This is a genomic window from Idiomarina sp. UBA3176 (genome assembly GCF_002364295.1).
In the GTDB taxonomy this organism is placed as follows: domain Bacteria; phylum Pseudomonadota; class Gammaproteobacteria; order Enterobacterales; family Alteromonadaceae; genus Idiomarina; species Idiomarina loihiensis.
Genome location: NZ_DEXU01000002.1, coordinates 86,315 through 102,130, shown reverse-complemented (window position 1 = coordinate 102,130; position 15,816 = coordinate 86,315). Strand labels below are relative to the sequence as shown.

16 protein-coding genes and 1 pseudogene are annotated in these 15,816 nt (G+C 45.9%); 8 read left to right on the top strand and 9 right to left on the bottom strand.

Annotated elements, in window-relative coordinates:
- Positions 1 to 3: 3 nt before the first annotated feature.
- The gene (locus B2U97_RS00790) at positions 4 to 1,842 is read right to left on the bottom strand and encodes an MrcB family domain-containing protein (RefSeq protein WP_286823530.1); all 1,839 of its coding nucleotides are present in this window, start codon (positions 1,840 to 1,842) and stop codon (positions 4 to 6) included.
- A gap of 302 nt (positions 1,843 to 2,144) precedes the next feature.
- Between B2U97_RS00790 and B2U97_RS00785 the strand changes: the two genes are divergently transcribed.
- The 3 genes from B2U97_RS00785 to B2U97_RS00775 all read left to right on the top strand — a co-directional run bounded on the left by B2U97_RS00785 (position 2,145) and on the right by B2U97_RS00775 (position 3,988).
- Positions 2,145 to 3,206, top strand: a complete 1,062-nt coding sequence (locus B2U97_RS00785; RefSeq protein WP_235598962.1) for an alpha/beta hydrolase — start codon at positions 2,145 to 2,147, stop codon at positions 3,204 to 3,206.
- Between the two features lie 93 nt (positions 3,207 to 3,299).
- Positions 3,300 to 3,593, top strand: a complete 294-nt coding sequence (gene yafN / locus B2U97_RS00780) for a type I toxin-antitoxin system antitoxin YafN (protein ID WP_286823529.1) — start codon at positions 3,300 to 3,302, stop codon at positions 3,591 to 3,593.
- Positions 3,590 to 3,988: a type II toxin-antitoxin system YafO family toxin gene (locus B2U97_RS00775; RefSeq protein WP_011235748.1), complete on the top strand. Its 399-nt coding sequence runs from the start codon at positions 3,590 to 3,592 to the stop codon at positions 3,986 to 3,988. Before yafN ends, B2U97_RS00775 begins: the two co-directional genes overlap by 4 nt.
- On the opposite strand, the gene B2U97_RS00770 is transcribed toward B2U97_RS00775, so the two are convergent.
- Positions 3,985 to 4,653: a hypothetical protein gene (locus tag B2U97_RS00770; RefSeq protein ID WP_011235747.1), complete on the bottom strand. Its 669-nt coding sequence runs from the start codon at positions 4,651 to 4,653 to the stop codon at positions 3,985 to 3,987. The genes B2U97_RS00775 and B2U97_RS00770 overlap by 4 nt on opposite strands.
- 191 nt (positions 4,654 to 4,844) lie before the next feature.
- Here B2U97_RS00770 and B2U97_RS00765 point away from each other — a divergent pair, with 191 nt between their 5' ends.
- Positions 4,845 to 5,333 carry a hypothetical protein gene (locus tag B2U97_RS00765; protein WP_011235746.1) on the top strand — a complete coding sequence of 163 codons (489 nt, stop codon included), beginning with the start codon at positions 4,845 to 4,847 and terminating at the stop codon, positions 5,331 to 5,333.
- A 21-nt stretch (positions 5,334 to 5,354) separates the two neighbouring features.
- Here B2U97_RS00765 and B2U97_RS00760 read toward each other — a convergent pair whose 3' ends face one another.
- Both B2U97_RS00760 and B2U97_RS00755 read right to left on the bottom strand, forming a co-directional pair.
- Complete coding sequence (locus B2U97_RS00760; protein WP_011235745.1) at positions 5,355 to 5,678, bottom strand: HigA family addiction module antitoxin; 324 nt, start codon at positions 5,676 to 5,678, stop codon at positions 5,355 to 5,357.
- An 11-nt stretch (positions 5,679 to 5,689) separates the two neighbouring features.
- On the bottom strand, positions 5,690 to 5,983 hold the full coding sequence (locus B2U97_RS00755; RefSeq protein ID WP_011235744.1) for a type II toxin-antitoxin system RelE/ParE family toxin: 294 nt from the start codon (positions 5,981 to 5,983) through the stop codon (positions 5,690 to 5,692).
- Positions 5,984 to 6,187: 204 nt separating this feature from the next.
- Between B2U97_RS00755 and B2U97_RS00750 the strand changes: the two genes are divergently transcribed.
- On the top strand, positions 6,188 to 7,468 hold the full coding sequence (locus B2U97_RS00750; protein ID WP_286830137.1) for an anti-phage deoxyguanosine triphosphatase: 1,281 nt from the start codon (positions 6,188 to 6,190) through the stop codon (positions 7,466 to 7,468).
- A 2-nt stretch (positions 7,469 to 7,470) separates the two neighbouring features.
- Positions 7,471 to 8,178: a ZIP family metal transporter gene (locus B2U97_RS00745; protein ID WP_011235742.1), complete on the top strand. Its 708-nt coding sequence runs from the start codon at positions 7,471 to 7,473 to the stop codon at positions 8,176 to 8,178.
- Between the two features lie 14 nt (positions 8,179 to 8,192).
- Here the strand turns inward: B2U97_RS00745 and vapC are convergent, their stop codons facing one another.
- Together vapC and vapB are read right to left on the bottom strand one after the other, a co-directional pair.
- On the bottom strand, positions 8,193 to 8,642 hold the full coding sequence (gene vapC, locus B2U97_RS00740; protein ID WP_011235741.1) for a type II toxin-antitoxin system tRNA(fMet)-specific endonuclease VapC: 450 nt from the start codon (positions 8,640 to 8,642) through the stop codon (positions 8,193 to 8,195).
- Positions 8,639 to 8,869 (bottom strand): type II toxin-antitoxin system VapB family antitoxin, encoded by a 231-nt coding sequence (gene vapB, locus B2U97_RS00735; RefSeq protein ID WP_286823527.1) that lies wholly within the window; start codon positions 8,867 to 8,869, stop codon positions 8,639 to 8,641. Before vapB ends, vapC begins: the two co-directional genes overlap by 4 nt.
- 126 nt (positions 8,870 to 8,995) lie before the next feature.
- Between vapB and B2U97_RS00730 the strand changes: the two genes are divergently transcribed.
- Entirely contained in the window at positions 8,996 to 9,652 is a 657-nt protein-coding gene (locus tag B2U97_RS00730; protein WP_011235739.1) for an epoxyqueuosine reductase QueH, read from the top strand.
- Between the two features lie 78 nt (positions 9,653 to 9,730).
- On the opposite strand, the gene B2U97_RS00725 is transcribed toward B2U97_RS00730, so the two are convergent.
- From B2U97_RS00725 to B2U97_RS00715, 3 genes are all read right to left on the bottom strand, one after another.
- Positions 9,731 to 11,872: a TonB-dependent siderophore receptor gene (locus B2U97_RS00725; RefSeq protein WP_286830135.1), complete on the bottom strand. Its 2,142-nt coding sequence runs from the start codon at positions 11,870 to 11,872 to the stop codon at positions 9,731 to 9,733.
- A 72-nt stretch (positions 11,873 to 11,944) separates the two neighbouring features.
- Positions 11,945 to 12,415 (bottom strand): hypothetical protein, encoded by a 471-nt coding sequence (locus B2U97_RS00720; protein WP_011235737.1) that lies wholly within the window; start codon positions 12,413 to 12,415, stop codon positions 11,945 to 11,947.
- Positions 12,415 to 13,560: a PepSY-associated TM helix domain-containing protein gene (locus tag B2U97_RS00715; RefSeq protein WP_286823524.1), complete on the bottom strand. Its 1,146-nt coding sequence runs from the start codon at positions 13,558 to 13,560 to the stop codon at positions 12,415 to 12,417. The genes B2U97_RS00720 and B2U97_RS00715 overlap by 1 nt, the downstream gene beginning before the upstream one ends.
- An 84-nt stretch (positions 13,561 to 13,644) precedes the next feature.
- On the opposite strand from B2U97_RS00715, the pseudogene B2U97_RS00710 reads away from it, so the two are divergent.
- Positions 13,645 to 15,803: pseudogene (locus B2U97_RS00710) on the top strand (TonB-dependent siderophore receptor).
- Positions 15,804 to 15,816 lie beyond the last annotated feature (13 nt).

Here is a 15,816-nt window from a genome sequence, read left to right as displayed (position 1 = left end):
GGACTAAGGCCAGAAGCTGGTGTATCCGTTAGTTCCCAAGCGACGCTGCATCCTCTCTAGTGTGCTAATACTCCGGCATCGTATCCTTTTAGCCTGTCCATCCCTGTCTTTCCTGAAAAAGTCTGTACGCTCAGTATCTACTATCTGTCGAAAGTTGGGGTGTTGCTTCAAAATAAGCTCTAAACCCGATAAAACGTTATCTGTACCGTTACCGGAGAGCGATAACTTGTCGCTGTCACCGTCAATACGAGGTAGCACTTTTGTCATTAAAAAATCATCCCAAACGGCTGTGAGTTCTTTTTCAGTCTTCGGATTAAAGCAATATACTGATACCAACAGTTCATTTAATGCCCTGAATGCTAGCTCGAAAGGGGTTCCTTTTAATACGCTATTCACTTCATCAAGAAACGAAACAGACTGATCTCGAAAAGCTTCGTTATCATCAAATAAGCCCGGCGCACGCGCATCAGAAACCGTCGAATAAGTTAGCGATTGAATATTTGGTTGCCCCTCAAAGAACTCATCAAAACGGTTCTCGAAAAAGAGCCCAAAGTCTATAGTGAATGCTCTATCTATGACTTTGCGTGAGAATCCATGTGTGGTTTCATCCATGTTTACAGTGCCGGCAATAATTAAATTAAACGGTAGTGGAATGCCGTGTTCTTTAAATTGCTCAAATAATTGGTCAGACACACCAAGTGCTTCTTTTAAGCTGCCTTCAGCTTTGTCTCCAAGTCCTTTGATGAGCTCAGACGATACGAGAGCATCGGAGCGATACCTAAGCGTTTCAGAGCTATGATCAAACTCACGTGTTTCCAGAACAGATAAATAGTCAGCAAAGTACTGTTCGACAGGTGCTAAATTCATCTCGTCAAGGCATAGCCAATAAGGGTTAACGACTTCCTTGGTTTGTGGGATCCACCACGCTCGACCTGACTCGTCCAACTCTATGGTTGGATTTAAATTAGCCCAGGCCTGAGCAATAAACGTGAGTACCTTGGTTGGCACGTATTCAGGTCGCTCGCCAAGCCGAGAAATATAACCCAGTAAATCTGAAGGCTCGTGCCAATCAGGGCGAACAGGAACAATCTCATAATTGTTTGTCCCTTGTCTGCTTGCTTTAGCTTGCTCGCGAACGAAGCGGGTTTTACCTGTGCCTGAAATACCGGCTAGGAGAAGAAAAGGTTTAGGTAGTGCTACCGAATGGCTAGTTGGCAAGGTGCTTTCTCCATCTTCTGAGCCCGGCAAAATGATGTCACCTGACAGAATGCTATCGACAAGCCTTTTATAAATTGATGTAAGTTCTTTTAAATCACTTTCAATGTGGTCATTGTTTTTCAGATCAGCTTGCGAGTAATACTTAGCTCCGGCAGTAGCCCAATTATAATTGGCACCGTTACGGTCAGGCTCGTTTACATAAACGTCTGAATTCCAGTGTGATAAGCCCGGGAGTGCCTTTCTAATTGTTTCTTTCCAACCCTTAGCAACTACTTTGGCTTCATTTAATCCATAAGTACGGATTAAAGTTGTTGCGCCAAAACCTAGTGATAGATATACCCCAGAACCATCAGCTTTGAACAAAAAGACCGGGTATACCCCGTTTTGTGCTGTTTCTGTGTACCGCCGATCAAAGATAGCGGACCACGGTACAGTCGCCCAATTGCCTTGGCCCGGGCTGCCAAAAAATTTTAAATTGACTATTTCACTCTCAGAGAAGGTTCCTTCTATTGAATTAGGTAAATCGTTTCTAATGCAATTAGCTATGTCATGGCCGGCAAAGGGTTGGCTTCGAGCTTCCGGCCAGGCATCTAGAATAGTAGAGAGGTTTTTACTTAATGACATGTAGTTACCTTTAACCACTTCCTGTGGATTTTTATCATTTTGATTACGATAACCTTTATCGCATTGTAGGAAAAGGATTACGACTCTTTACTACCAAATGCCAGATTTTACTCTGATTTAACTAATGTTAGGAATTCAAGTCAGCCTAAGTTGCTGCAAATCATTAATAGTTCTAACATACCCCCACGACCCAGTAACCTACTGATCTCATGCCTTTTTCCTTTAAAAGCCTAACCCGTTCATTTGCTTGTCTGCTCGTTCTATTCACCACTGCCAGCGTGTATGCGTCCGAAATCTTCACTATGGAATCTAAGCTCCTTGATGAAGGGATAACGGCGCGGGTCGCGTTGCCGGAAAGTTATGAGCATTCAGACAGTTTTCAGTATCCGGTGCTGCTGGTTATGGACGGTTCAACGCAGTTTGAGCACATAGCGGGTAATGTGAATTTTTTAAGTACGTTTTCTATTGTGCCGGAAATGATTGTTGTCGGGGTCAGTGCAAGGAACCGCTTAAAGCGTTTTACTCACACGAAAATGGAGGCCTACGCTGACCGCTCTGGCGGTGCTGAGCAGTACACCCAGTTTTTGCAAGATGAGCTGATGCCGGCGTTGCAGAAAAAGTACAGAGTGTCGCCTTATACAGTGGTTACCGGGCATTCGCTGTCAGGGCTCTACACCAGTTATCTGGCGACTCACCATTCAGATTTTATCAACGCGGCAATATCGGTTAGCCCAAGCCTTTGGTGGGATGACTTTGCGCTTATAAAAGACATAAAAGCGGTAGAGCAAGAGGAAGAAAAGCCGGCGGTACGTTGGTTTGTCAGTATGGCGAATGAGCCTAATGAAATGGCCGAGGCCTATGAACGTTTATTGAAGGTGCTTAAAGCGAAGTCGGAATCGGCTTTTAACTGGGAGTCAAAGCAGTTTCCCAACGAAACCCATGACAGCACGCCACTAATCGGCAATGTCGAGGGGCTTAAATCCGTTTTTCGTGGGTTTAACGCGGTGCCAAACATCGAAATTAAGTCGCTGGAGCAGTTGCAGGCGTTCTATGCTGATTACGAAAAGACGGTAGGTTACGACTTTCCTATGTCGGTTCAGCAATACAACGTGTATGGCTTAAAGGCCGCTTATGAAAGCCAAGTTGACTGGGGACAGGCTATTCTGGAGAAAGGTGTTGAGGTATTCGACCAGTCCGAAGTTTTATGGGACAGCCTGGCTACGGTTTATTCAATGAATGACAACAACGAGAGTGCGTTAAAGGCTTCGAATAAAGCCGTGCAATTCGCACGCGAGCATCAGTCAAAGTACATCAGTGAAATTGAAGCGCAGAATAGTGATTTGAAAAAACAGACAGAAAATTAAATTGTACATATTTATGTATATTATTTTGTTTGTAATTTCGTGTGTTTTGTGGCTATAATTTAGTCAATAGGTATAAAAGTGGTGAGGTAAAGTATGAACACACAAACTATATTGGCTGAAAAAACGGTATCTGCCAGTGACGTGCGCAAGCACCCCTGCCAGTATTTTGAAGCTGAGCCTGTGGCGGTACTTTCCCACAATAAAACCGCTGGTTACATGGTAGGTGCTGAGTTATTTGAAGCTATGGTGCGCCAGTTGGAAGCCTGTAACCCTAAAGTAGAGTCCCTTTTTAGGCCGACGACAGCGCGGCTAAAGGCTATTAGTGCCGACGCAGAGAAGCTTTTAGCTGAAGCGAAAAAGTCTGATCTGGATGACTTTGAAGAGTGATTCGGGTTTTTAAGAGCAAACAGATTCGTCAGCAATTAACTGATATTGAACTGGATGCATTAGTAAAAGACTTTAAGCGCTATAAAAGTGGCGAGGGCGTGCCTGACCTGTTCGGGCGCGATGAACGCTATGATCATCCAGATACCTTCCCGGTTCTTCGTGACAATGAAGTAATGCATTTGCATCTACAAGATCCCGATGAGCCTTGGCCTTTGCATTGCATTCAGTTTGCTAAGAAAAGTGATACGCACTTAGTCTATTGTCCGGCAGCTATGACGCCCAACTGCTATTTGCTTATGATAATTCTTGATCCTCCTGCTCACAACAAAGCATGGAGCAGTGCGGTTATGCTACCCCTAGGAATAATGGCAGAAAAATTCCGTAATCGGTATTAGACTTGCCGCAAAACGTCCAATACACCCTGGGCTAACGCCTTTTCCTGTGGTGACGCGTCGAAGTGTTCGTTGGCTTTGACGCGATCCTGCCAATGCTTCACAAAGTTCATGGGTTCATCCGGGTCAATTTGCTCTGGTTCTGACATTAAGGTGTTTTGCTGATCGGTTTTAGCCGTGTGAAAATCTATGCGATTGCGTTGCTGCGAGCTAATTGCACCGGCCTCAAACAACTGATTTGCAAGCTTACTCATGTCGTTAGGTGATATGTCCCGTGGGTTAAAGTCCTCGGTTATAATTTTTTGAATATCGCCAGGACTAACGGGTTGTTTACCGTCATTGCCGCCTTCAGCCTGGCGGCGCATAGCATCTTCAAAAAGCTGGTCTCGGGCTGACATTAAGCTTTCAAGTTTGTCCTTTTCTTCTTTGTTCAGGTTTTCTTTACTTTCCAGCTCTTCTATTTTCTGCTCAATTTCTTCGAGCTTTTCGGTATCAACACCCATGCGGTTCAGCAGCATGCTGCGATAAGCTTTGTCTATTAATGTCTCTTTCTCTTCTTGTGTTTTTTTCTGTTCAGCCTTGTTATCAAGTGGTTCTTGATTCGTTTCACTCTTAGTCATTGCAGGTGTTGACTGGCTTACGCTGTTGATTAATGAGTTAATGTTCATGATTCCTCCATACCAAAAGTTGCCTGCCGGGTGGCAAAAGCTTGCCTGTTTAGCGCATTATTTATGCGTTAACGGTGCTTTTGGATAAGAAACAGCAAGAGGTGTGCCATTAAACTTATGGTTGTCAATTGACAACCATAGGGTTGAGCTCTATTCTTCTGTTACTGAGATGATTAAAGGAGATGACGACAATGAATGAATATGACTTTACGTTGAAGTTTGTCATCCCTAAAGACTTGAAAACCGATGATCTTAGCAGCCAGATTTTTGCCGGCGGATGTGATGATGCAATTATTGGCGTGGGAGTTGCGGGTCGATTGGCGTTAAATTTTGTACGTGAATCAAGTAATGCAACAGAGGCAATTCGCTCTGCGTTATCTGATATTCGAAAAGTAATCCCTCAGGCTAAGCTGGTTGAAATAGGTCCGGATTTGGTTGGCTTGTCAGACGCTGGCGAGCAACTCAATATGAGCCGGCAATATCTGAGAAAAGTACGGGATCAGGAATTGGAAACGTTTCCTCTACCGGTGCATGAGGGCAACCCGTCACTTTGGCATTTATGCCACCTGCTTGAATATTTCCGTCAGGAAAAGCTACGCGATATTCCAGAATGTAAAATTGAACTAGCGAAAGCCGCTATGACACTTAATTACGAACAACAGAAGCAGCGGGTTTATTGAGGTTTTAAAGCCGCCGATCCCTCAAGCCTGCTGATAAGGCTTAGCGTGAGGTTTCAAGCGCTTTACGTTTTCAGCTTCTTGTTCGTATGCCCGGTGGCGTACGTCCCAGATTTCGACGGCGTGCTGAATGTTCAACCAGAACTCCGGGGTGTTACCCAAAGCGGCAGCTAATTTAATAGCCATAGGTGCGGTCAAGGCTCCTTTGTCATGAACAATTCGGCTGAGCGTGTTTCTGTGTACTCTCATGGCATCAGCGAGCTCTTTTATTTCAATGTTCATCGGTTCAAGAAACTCGGTTATTAGCATCTGGCCAACGGATACCGGGCGACGTTTTGTATCTCTCATAATTATCCTTTTTAACTTTGGTAAACGTGTGGATCCAGGTATGTATCTTGGGCGATACCGTCTTCCCAGTGGAAAATAAGTCGATACTGTTTGTTAACCCGGATAGAACAATACCCCGAAAGTTTTCCTTTTAAATATTCGAAGCGATTACCTGGGGGAACCCTTAAATCTGACTCCTGCGTTGCAGCATCCAAAATTTCGAGCTTCCTGAAGAGCGCTCCTTTGATGATCTTCGGTATTTTCTTGTGGCTGATATCATCTTCGTAGAATCGTTCTAGCCAATCGTCCCTGAATGTAACGGCCATGGTTTACTGATCACTTTGCATTTATTCTATGCACAACAGTGTTGTGCGTCAAGTTGGTGTATTTATACTAAATTTGAGTTCTTAAACTATCAATTGGTAGGGCATTGATATAAATGTCTTACATTGGCGGTATTAAAACTGGGCAAACCCGCAAAAATTTGTTTTGCTGTGAGTAACTGAAAAAACAAACGAAGACATTTTGCTATGCTTAAACGCCGCTCAGGAAAAATCACGACCTTTAATGCCGCTACGCCGGACAGCGATGCCCAGCGTGACAGGGCGCGTATTATTCATTCGTCGGCGTTTCGCCGCTTGCAGGCAAAAACTCAGGTGTTGGGTGTGGGCGAGAGTGCCTTTTACCGTACGCGCTTAACCCACTCTATGGAAGTGGCACAGATTGGTTCGGGCATTTGTGAGAAGTTAAAGCAAAAGTATGCAGAGAACGATGCTATTTCGACGCATATTCCGTCTTACTTTCAAATTGAAGCTATTTGTCTGGCGCATGATATTGGTCACCCTCCGTTCGGGCATGGTGGCGAAGTGGCACTGAACTACCACATGCACAGCAACGGTGGTTTTGAAGGTAACGGTCAGACGCTGCGTATTATTTCAAAGCTGGGTGAGTATTCCGACCACGATGGTTTGGATTTAACCCGACGCACTTTACTCGGTGTGCTTAAATATCCGGTTTTGCATAGCGAAGTTAGTACTTGCTCACTATCTGCCGAAGACCACTTAAGTGCTTTTAAACCGCCTAAATCCATTCATGACGACGAACAGGATGTGCTGGATTGGATACTGGAACCGCTGATTCCCAACGACAAAGCGACCTTTCGCTCCACTAAAATGAAAGAGGGTAAAACCAAAGCACAGTACAAAGCTTTTGATACCTCCATTATGGAGCTGGCCGACGACATATCGTACGGCGTGCACGATTTGGAAGACTCGCTGGCACTGAACCTGGTAACTGAAAAGCAGTGGCGCGAAGACGTACTCGCTGTTTTGGACGACAACAGCGTTATTATGCTGGAAGAGCGGTTTTATACCGAGGCGCTTTTTTCAGGCCAAAGCCGTGCGCGTAAGCACGCAATTAGTAAGCTTGTCGGGCATTTTGTCGATGCCATCGAAGTTGCAGAACAGAACCTGTTTGAATCTCCCTGGCTGGATCTGCAGGCGAGCCTTCCGGAGCATATTGAACATACTCTGCAAGTGTTGAAGGACTTTGTGTTTAAGCATGTTATTCGGAGCTCTTCGGTGCAGGTTTTGGAGTACAAAGGCCAGATGATGATCTTGAAGCTGTTTCAGGTACTGAGCGAAAACCCTGAGCAACTGCTGCCTGGCTCTACTTTGCAAAAGTATAAAAACGCAGAAAACCCCAAGCGCGTTATTTGCGACTATATTTCGGGCATGACGGACAACTACGCGACCAAGCTTTACAGTAAACTGTTCAGCCCAGACACCGGCTCTGTATTTGATAAGGTTTAGTTATGAATGTTTACATGATGCTGTTACTGGCCTGGGGAGCGGGGCTTTCTGCCTTTTTAGGTGGTGTATTTGCCCGTTACGAAGGCACGCCAAGAACTACCACGAAACGTGAGTTTATTCATGGCATTACCGCCTTTGGTGGGGGCATTTTAGTGTCCGCGGTCGCCTTTGCTCTGGTTCCGGAGGGAATGAAAGAACTGAATGCCTGGTCGCTGACCCTGTTGTTTGCGGGCGGTGGTATAGTCTTTTGCTGTATTGATGCGTGGTTGGCTAAACAGGGCGGAAATGCCTCTCAATTTCTTGCCATGCTAATGGACTTTGTTCCCGAGGCTTTGTCATTGGGGGCCGTTTTTGCGGTCAGTCCGCAGACTGGGATTTTACTCGCCGTGTTTATTGGCGCCCAAAACTTTCCCGAGGGCTTTAATGCCTACCGTGAACTGAAGGCGGCAGGGCTCACCAAAAAAATGGCACTGGGCGGGCTGTTTGCAGCCTCATTTTTCGGCCCTCTTGCAGCAATTTCGGGCTATTTATGGTTGAGCGACACCCCGGCAATTACGGCTATGATAATGAGTTTCGCCGCCGGCGGTATCCTTTACTTAGTATTTCAGGATATTGCCCCGCAAGCAAAAATGCGACGTCACTGGACGCCTTCACTCGGAGCTGTATTGGGCTTTATTATTGGCATGCTGAGTAAGCAGTTGCTGGGTTAGTCGTCCTGCTTAAGTCAACGATAGGCCGGAGTTGGCTCATTGATTGATGATTGCGGTGGTTGTTGCAGCCAGTTTTCGGTAATAAGTCCGGGAACTCGTTCAAATTCTTTGGTGTTATTGGTAACAACCGTGAGTCCATGGCATCGGGCATGGCCAGCTATCATCTGATCATAGGAACCAATTGGTGTGCCTTCCTGTTTCAGTTTGTGACGAATAAGTGCTGTGTGATAAGCCGCGTCAGTATCGTAATTTAATATTTTTAAACGAGCCAAAAAGCTGTCGAGTTTGTCGGCATTAGTTGTACGTTGCTGCGAGTTTTCGACACCATATTGCAGTTCCATTACTGTAACTGAACTGATGCAGAGCTCGCGCGAGTGCTCATCAAAAATAGGGGCTAAATATGTTGGCCTATTTTTCATAATATAGATGCAGATATTCGTATCGAGCATATAACGCAAGTTCATAGCGGGTCACGCTCCTGCTCCTCGGGCTGCTCGCGTTCAATCATAAAGTCATCACTTGCTGGTTCGCCGTTAAACCAGGATGCCCAGCTTGTTTTGGCTGGGGTAATAATTCGGCTTTCACCAACCACTAAAACTTCCACCTCTTTAACGTCTTCGGAAAAGGCAACGTCTTTTGGCAGCCTTACTGCCTGTGTTTGATTACTTTTAAATAAGCTTGTTTTAGTCATTGGTCTTCCTGTATATCCAAAATGGATATACCTATTTTAGTCTAAATTTTAATCTTGTCAAAACCGTGATCACCCCCGCCTGTTTGAGTTATAATTCGCACAAATTTCAGCCGCGAAGAGAGAATTATGGCTAGAAACAAGAAAGAATCCATTGTTTTGGAGACCCCGACGGGGTCTGATCATGTGCTGCTGCATTCGTGCTGCGCGCCATGCTCAGGCGAGGTTATGGAGCGCATGGCGGAAGCTGGGATTAAATTTACCATTTTCTTCTATAACCCGAATATTCATCCGGAAAAAGAGTATCTACTGCGTAAAGAAGAGAACATTCGTTTTGCTGAGAAGCTGGGTGTGGACTTTATTGACTGCGATTACGACTCTAAAAACTGGTTCGAACGGGTTAAAGGCCTGGAGTGGGAGCCGGAGCGCGGTGAACGTTGCACTGAATGTTTTGATATGCGCTTTGAGCGTACAGCGTTGTATGCCCACGAAAACGGTTTTGACACCATTACCAGTTGCTTAGGTATTTCACGCTGGAAAAACATGGACCAGATTAACGACTGTGGTAAGCGTGCGGTAGCACCATACCCGGGTCTGCATTACTGGACCTTTAACTGGCGTAAGCAGGGTGGCGCTGCGCGTATGATAGAAATCTCCAAGCGTGAACGTTTTTACCAACAGGAATATTGCGGCTGCGTTTACTCATTACGAGACATGAACCGCTGGCGCCTGAAGAATGGCCGTGACCGCATAGAGATAGGCGTTCAGTACTATACCAACGAATAAATGACACCTAAAAAAAAGCCCCGGACGCTGGGAAGAGAGACGCCCGGGGCTACACGTGAAACCTACACTCAGTAAGCTTTAAAAGTTATAACGGAAGTTCGCCATAATCGTGCGTTGCTGTCCGTAAAAACAATCGCCACGAGACAAGCACGAGGTTAATACGGTTTTGTCGGTCAGGTTGTCCACATCCAGGCTCAAACTGTAGTTATCCCAGTCGTATCCGATCATAGCGTCAAAGACAGTGTAGCTCGGAGTTTCTAAGTGCAGCTGATTGCCACTAAAGGTTACATAACCGTCGGAAGTATTACCGACATAACGCGCACCGGCACCAATCTTAAAGCCGTTCCAATTATCTGGCCGGTACGTGGTCCAGATAGATGCTTGATGGTCCGGTGTTGCGGATAAAGGCTTACCGACTTCAGTTGGCTCGCTGCTTTCGCTTATAGCTGCATCGGTGTGCGCGTAGCTGGCATAAACATCAAGAGAGTCCCAAGCCAGCTGAGCCTCCAGCTCTACCCCTTCGATTTCAACTTCTCCAACCTGAATTTGGCGATCTGGAAATGGTGCACTGCCGTCGTTATTCGGGTTTTTACGGTTTTTCTCGGTAATGCGATAGGCTGAAGCCGTAAATAAATGTTCTGTACCCTGGGGCTGAAACTTCATACCGGCCTCCCACTGCCTGCCTTCCAAAGGCACGAACGGGTTGTCGTAGGCGTTTCGGCCAATGACCGGAGAAAATGACTCGCTATAGCTGAGGTAAGGTGATAAACCACCGTCCATCAGATACATAAAACCTAAGCGACCGGTTGTTGCGTATTGGTCTGTTGCCAGGCTATCTTCCGGGTTATTAGTTGCACGGTCACGACGTAACGCTGCAGAAATAAGCCACTTATCATGTATGCGTAAGTTGTCCTGAACGTAAATTCCGATTTGATGAGTGGTGAGAGAAGGAAGGTCAACGAGATCTGCTTCTGTCGGTAGATCGGTCGCCTGACCGTATATGGGATCATATAAATCTAGAGCGTTTCGTTGATTTGTTCGTGTAACAGTATCTCTATCGGCATCGTTATCCGTGTACGCATCTTGATAGTCGACTCCAAAAACCACGTCGTGCTCAATTGCACCGCTGACAATGTTTCCATGAATTTGAACATCGCCGGTCCAGGTTCTGGCATCGGCACGATATAACGACGATATTCGGCTAACCGAGCGGTCATCCGGACCAAAAACAGGTGGCCATCCATACATGGTATTGTAATCGGCGCTGCTGTCGCTATAGCGGCCAGCAAACTTTATGCGCCAGTCCAGATTAATGTCGTGTTCAACAATCGCTGTTAGCGCGTCTTGTTCCGTATCGTATTTATCAAAGCCGGGTTCTGACACAAAAGTTGAGCTGTCAATTTGGTCAAATTCGTTTGGTAACAAGGTGCCCTGCCAGGGGAAAAATTGCGTGCTAGAGCCTGACTCATTGCGCTGAATGTTGCCAATTAAGGTAATTTTCGTATCTTCAGAGGCATGCCAGCTCAATGACGGATTTAGCACCAGGCTGTTATCCGGAACGTAATCGGTTTGCGTATCGCTGTCGCGGTATAAGCCTACAAAGCGGCCGGTTAACGAAGCATCATCGTTCAATGCACCAGTAATATCGCCGGCAACTTGCTTACGTGAGTAGTTACCCAATTGAGCCCAGAACTGGCCTTCAGTTTCTGCCTTCGGACGCTTACTTACCAGGTTGATGATACCGCCGGTAGAGCCTTGTCCGTATAGAACTGAGCTAGGTCCTTTTAAAACTTCAATTTGACCGAGAGAATAAGGGTTAACGCGAACGTTGTTGTAGTTACCAAACAGAGATTTAAGGCCATCAAGGTACTGAACTGGAGCAACGCCACGAATCTGAGCCCAGTCGCCACGAGTGTCAACGCCGTATGGACCGTTGTACAAGCCTGCAACGTAGCCGATAGCATCCTGCACGGTAACAGCACCTAAGTCCTGAATACGGGCTTCGGTAAGAACCGAAACCGATAAAGGCGTTTCAATAATTGGCGTGTCAGATTTGGAGCCAGTGGCACTAACGTAAGAGATAAGTCCGCGAGAGCTGACATTGATGGTTTCCATCATCTCTTCTTGCGTTTTTTCTTGTTTTTCTTCTTGTGCGTAGCTGCTGGTGGAAGCTAAAGCGGCCAGGATGCTAGCCGCCAATACAGTCTTTTGAATGTTCATGATTCCCCTCGAATCTTAGATTTGGTCTAAATCGAGATGGATCCTAAATGAAAACGATTCGCGTTTAAAGTGTTATTTCACCCAAGTTTCTGGAAGTTCCCAATGAGCTTGATGAACGTCACCATTCCAGGTTTGCAAAGTGACCCAAACGCGCTGTTGTGAATTGAGTTTTTGTGGCGCTATAGCATGTACGTGCTGCAATAACTCACTGCCGTGCAAAATGCCGACATCATCTTGTTGCAGTTCTTCAATAGCTATTGGCTCCTCGCCAATGTTCACGTAACCCTGACGAATATCTCTGACTTTTCCTTCGTTAACGTACGCTGAAAAGTCTTTTACCCAGTCTTCATGATGTGCGTAAGGCGCGTCATTATTGGCTGGTTGCAAGGCCACTTTAAATGGGCCTGCGGCCTTTTCATCCCAGACAGGAGGGAATTCAGGTGGCTGCAACTGCTCATATAAAAAGTAAAAGGGCAGAATAAGAATTAAGCCACTGAGCTTAAATTTATTTCGGTTCCAGAAGGTATTTTTACGGCGTGCCATTAGTTAGCTCCTTCATTCTGTAACGACTCTTGCAGCGGTGTGCGTTTGGCTTTTGCCGCTTTCACTGTGCGAGAACCCCAAATCAAAAATCCGGTAATGGACATGGCCGACAAAATAAGTCCAAAAATAAACCAGATAGCTTTAGTCCAGATACCGCCAATAGTGCCGTAGTGCAGCGGATCAACAATATGCTGAATGGTTTGCACGGTATTCATATTGTCGGGCGAAACGGCTCGCGCTATCTCACCATTCCACGGGTTAATATCCAGCCGGTAAGAGTATTGGTCGTAGAAAATGAAGTCGCCACCGCCCATAATTTTGAACATGTCACGGTTATGCTCAGGCATCATAATGAAGCTGGGACGGATATCAGGGAAGCGCTGCTCCGCTATAAGCAAAGCGTCTTCAAAAGACACCGGAGCCTGTGCTTTTTCTCCCATAGGAATGTCAGATACTTCAACCAGCGGAGCGTGTTCTTCAATATCAATGTCTGCGTGCCAGAGCACTTGCTGAGTAAAGTACCAGAGGCCAGTTAAACTCATAACAATGAGGAACCAGATGGACCACGCGCCGCCGTGCTTGTGTAAGTCGGTTAAGAGGGTTTTTTTGCCTTGCTTGGCACGAATTTTAGGTTGCGAGTAAGCACGCCAGAACCTTTTATAAATGACCAGGCCGGTAACCAGAGCGCCAATCATGACAAAGGACATGCCCGAAACCAGATAATAACCCACGCTGTAGCCGTCTTGCCAGGGGAATAGCAACCAGCTATGCAGTGAGCGCATAAAGTTAATAAAAGTGATGCCCTGATTAACTTCCTGAATTTCGCCGGTGTACTGGTTTACATAGGCAATGCCCATCGGGATGTTTTCATCAGAGAAAACGACAGCGTTAATAATATAAGGCTCAAAAGTCATTACCGTCGTAACGTTGGCCGTTGGAAACTGGTCTTTAACGGTAGCAACTAGCTCGGAAATTGGCTGAGCTGGCAAATTCTCGGGATTAACCGCGCGCGCATTTTCGTTGAACAACCAGGTTAGCTCGTGACTGAATACGGCGATGGTACCGGTAATGCAGATAAAGCAAAACAGGATCCATATTGGCAGCGAGCACCACCCATGTAATTTAAACCATTGCCTTTGTGTCATTCGAACTCCCCCGAGAAATTTTCCGAAATGATATTGTAAATACGAACAATTATCAAATACAATGATTTGGTAGGGAGGCGATTCATGAAGGCATTTGCCAGAAATTTCATAGCCACAGCGGTAGCATCCGCGCTGTTAAGCTCCGCTGCTGTAGCCGCACAAAACGAAGCTTCTGCTGAAGAAAACAAAGAAAAAGCGGGAACGCAGGAAAAGATTTTTGAACACATTAAGGTTACCGGCAGTTCTTTAGATCAGGCGACTACTGCAACAGGGCTGCCGCTAACACTGCGTCAGACTCCACAGTCGATTTCAATTATTGACCGCACCTTTATAGACAGCTTCTCACTCGATACGGTTGCCGATGTGATGCAGTTTGCACCGGGTATTCAGGCGCAACAGGCCGAAACTGACCGATTTTTCTTCCGTGCCCGTGGCCGCGATGTGACCAACTTCCAGTTTGACGGTGTGCCTATTGCGTACAACAGCTTCTTTAGTGAAGCATTGGCGGACTCCGTTATTTTTGAACGCGTTGAAATTGTGCGTGGCGCTACGGGTTTGTTAACCGGTGTCGGCGAACCTTCTGCTGCCATTAACCTTATTCGTAAGCGCCCTAAAGCGGAAGATGGTGGTTATGCGAGCCTGGGGATTGGCTCGTGGAGTAATTACAGATTAGAAGCTGATCACTCTCAAACTTTGTCTGAGGATGGAAACGTAAAAGGACGTGTTGCGCTTGCCTATGAAGAAGGTGACAGTTACGTCAATTTGTCCGAAAAAGAAAACGCGCAAATCTATGCCGTTGTAACTGCTGATTTAACGACACAAACGCGTTTAACCATGGGCGCTGATTATAGCGAGCGTAACCCCAAAGGAAGTATGTGGGGCGCACTGCCTCTGTTTTATGACGATGGTACGCAGGCTGATGATTTGCCAGTTAGTACAACGACAGCATCGACCTGGAATCGATGGGATAGAGAAAGTACTAGTGTATTCGTTCAGTTAGAGCATGCTTTTGATAACGGCTGGGATATTCAACTGGATGTTGAGCGTCGTAAAGATGATATGGACGGGTATTTGCTGTACTTTGAATTCTTCCCCGATAAGACGACAGGTAAGACTCCAAATTCCGACTTTCAACCCTCACCAAATCATTATGTTGCTGAACGTGAGCAAACGTCATATCGCTTTTTGGCGTCAGGTCCTTTCGAGCTATTTGGTCGTGAGCACCAATTAACCGCTGGTGCTTTGAGTTCTGAACAAAATGTTGATTCCGTTTCTTATAGCAGTGCTGACGCCATAGACGTTCCTAGTTTGTTTGACTGGGGGAATGGAGTCGATCCCATTAACTTTAGCGACACTCCCGCTTATGGAACTTATGAATCATATAAACAAAAAGGGGTATACGCTGCAGCTCAATTGAGTTTAACGGATGACTTAACTGCTATTCTAGGCAATAGAATTACAACCTACGATACCTTTGTACAATCACCGTGGTCGCCAAGCGATTATAAAAACTCAGGCGTTAACACCCCTTATTTCGGGCTGGTTTATGATGTCACAGACGTTATTTCAACCTATGCCAGCTACACGGAAATTTTTAAACCTCAAAGCGCGCGAAATGCAGACAATGAACTCATCGGTCCGGTGGAAGGTTCAAACGCAGAATTGGGCGTTAAAGGCGACTTCTTTAATGAAGCTTTAACAGCCAGTGTTGCCGTCTTTAAAGTGAAAGAAGATAACCTTGCAATTAGTGACCCCAATAATGCGGACTTCCTGCCAGGTACGACTATTCGCCCTTCTATTGGAGTCGATGGTGCCGAGAGTGAAGGTTATGAGTTTGAGTTAAATGGTAAGCCAACCGATTCACTGAATATTTTCTTCAGTTATACGCACAACGAGTCGGAAGATCGTGATGGTTCAGACTATGCGCCTTATTTACCCGAAGACATGGTGAAAGCCAGCGTACTTTATACTGCCACAGATGAATTGAAAGTCGGTGTGAACGCCAACTGGCAGAGCAAAATATCGTCTAACCCGAATATAGGCCCAAATGGCGAAACCTTTACTCAGGACAGCTACACCGTCGTGAATGCCATGGCCAACTATAAGCTAAGCCAAAACTGGGATCTGAGCTTTAACGTCAACACCTGTTCGATAAAAAGTACTATTCCAGCATCGACTTTTATAATCAGGGCTTTTTCGGTGCTCCGCGCAATGTGGAACTGAGTGTTAAATACGCTTGGTAAAAACAGCAAGCTT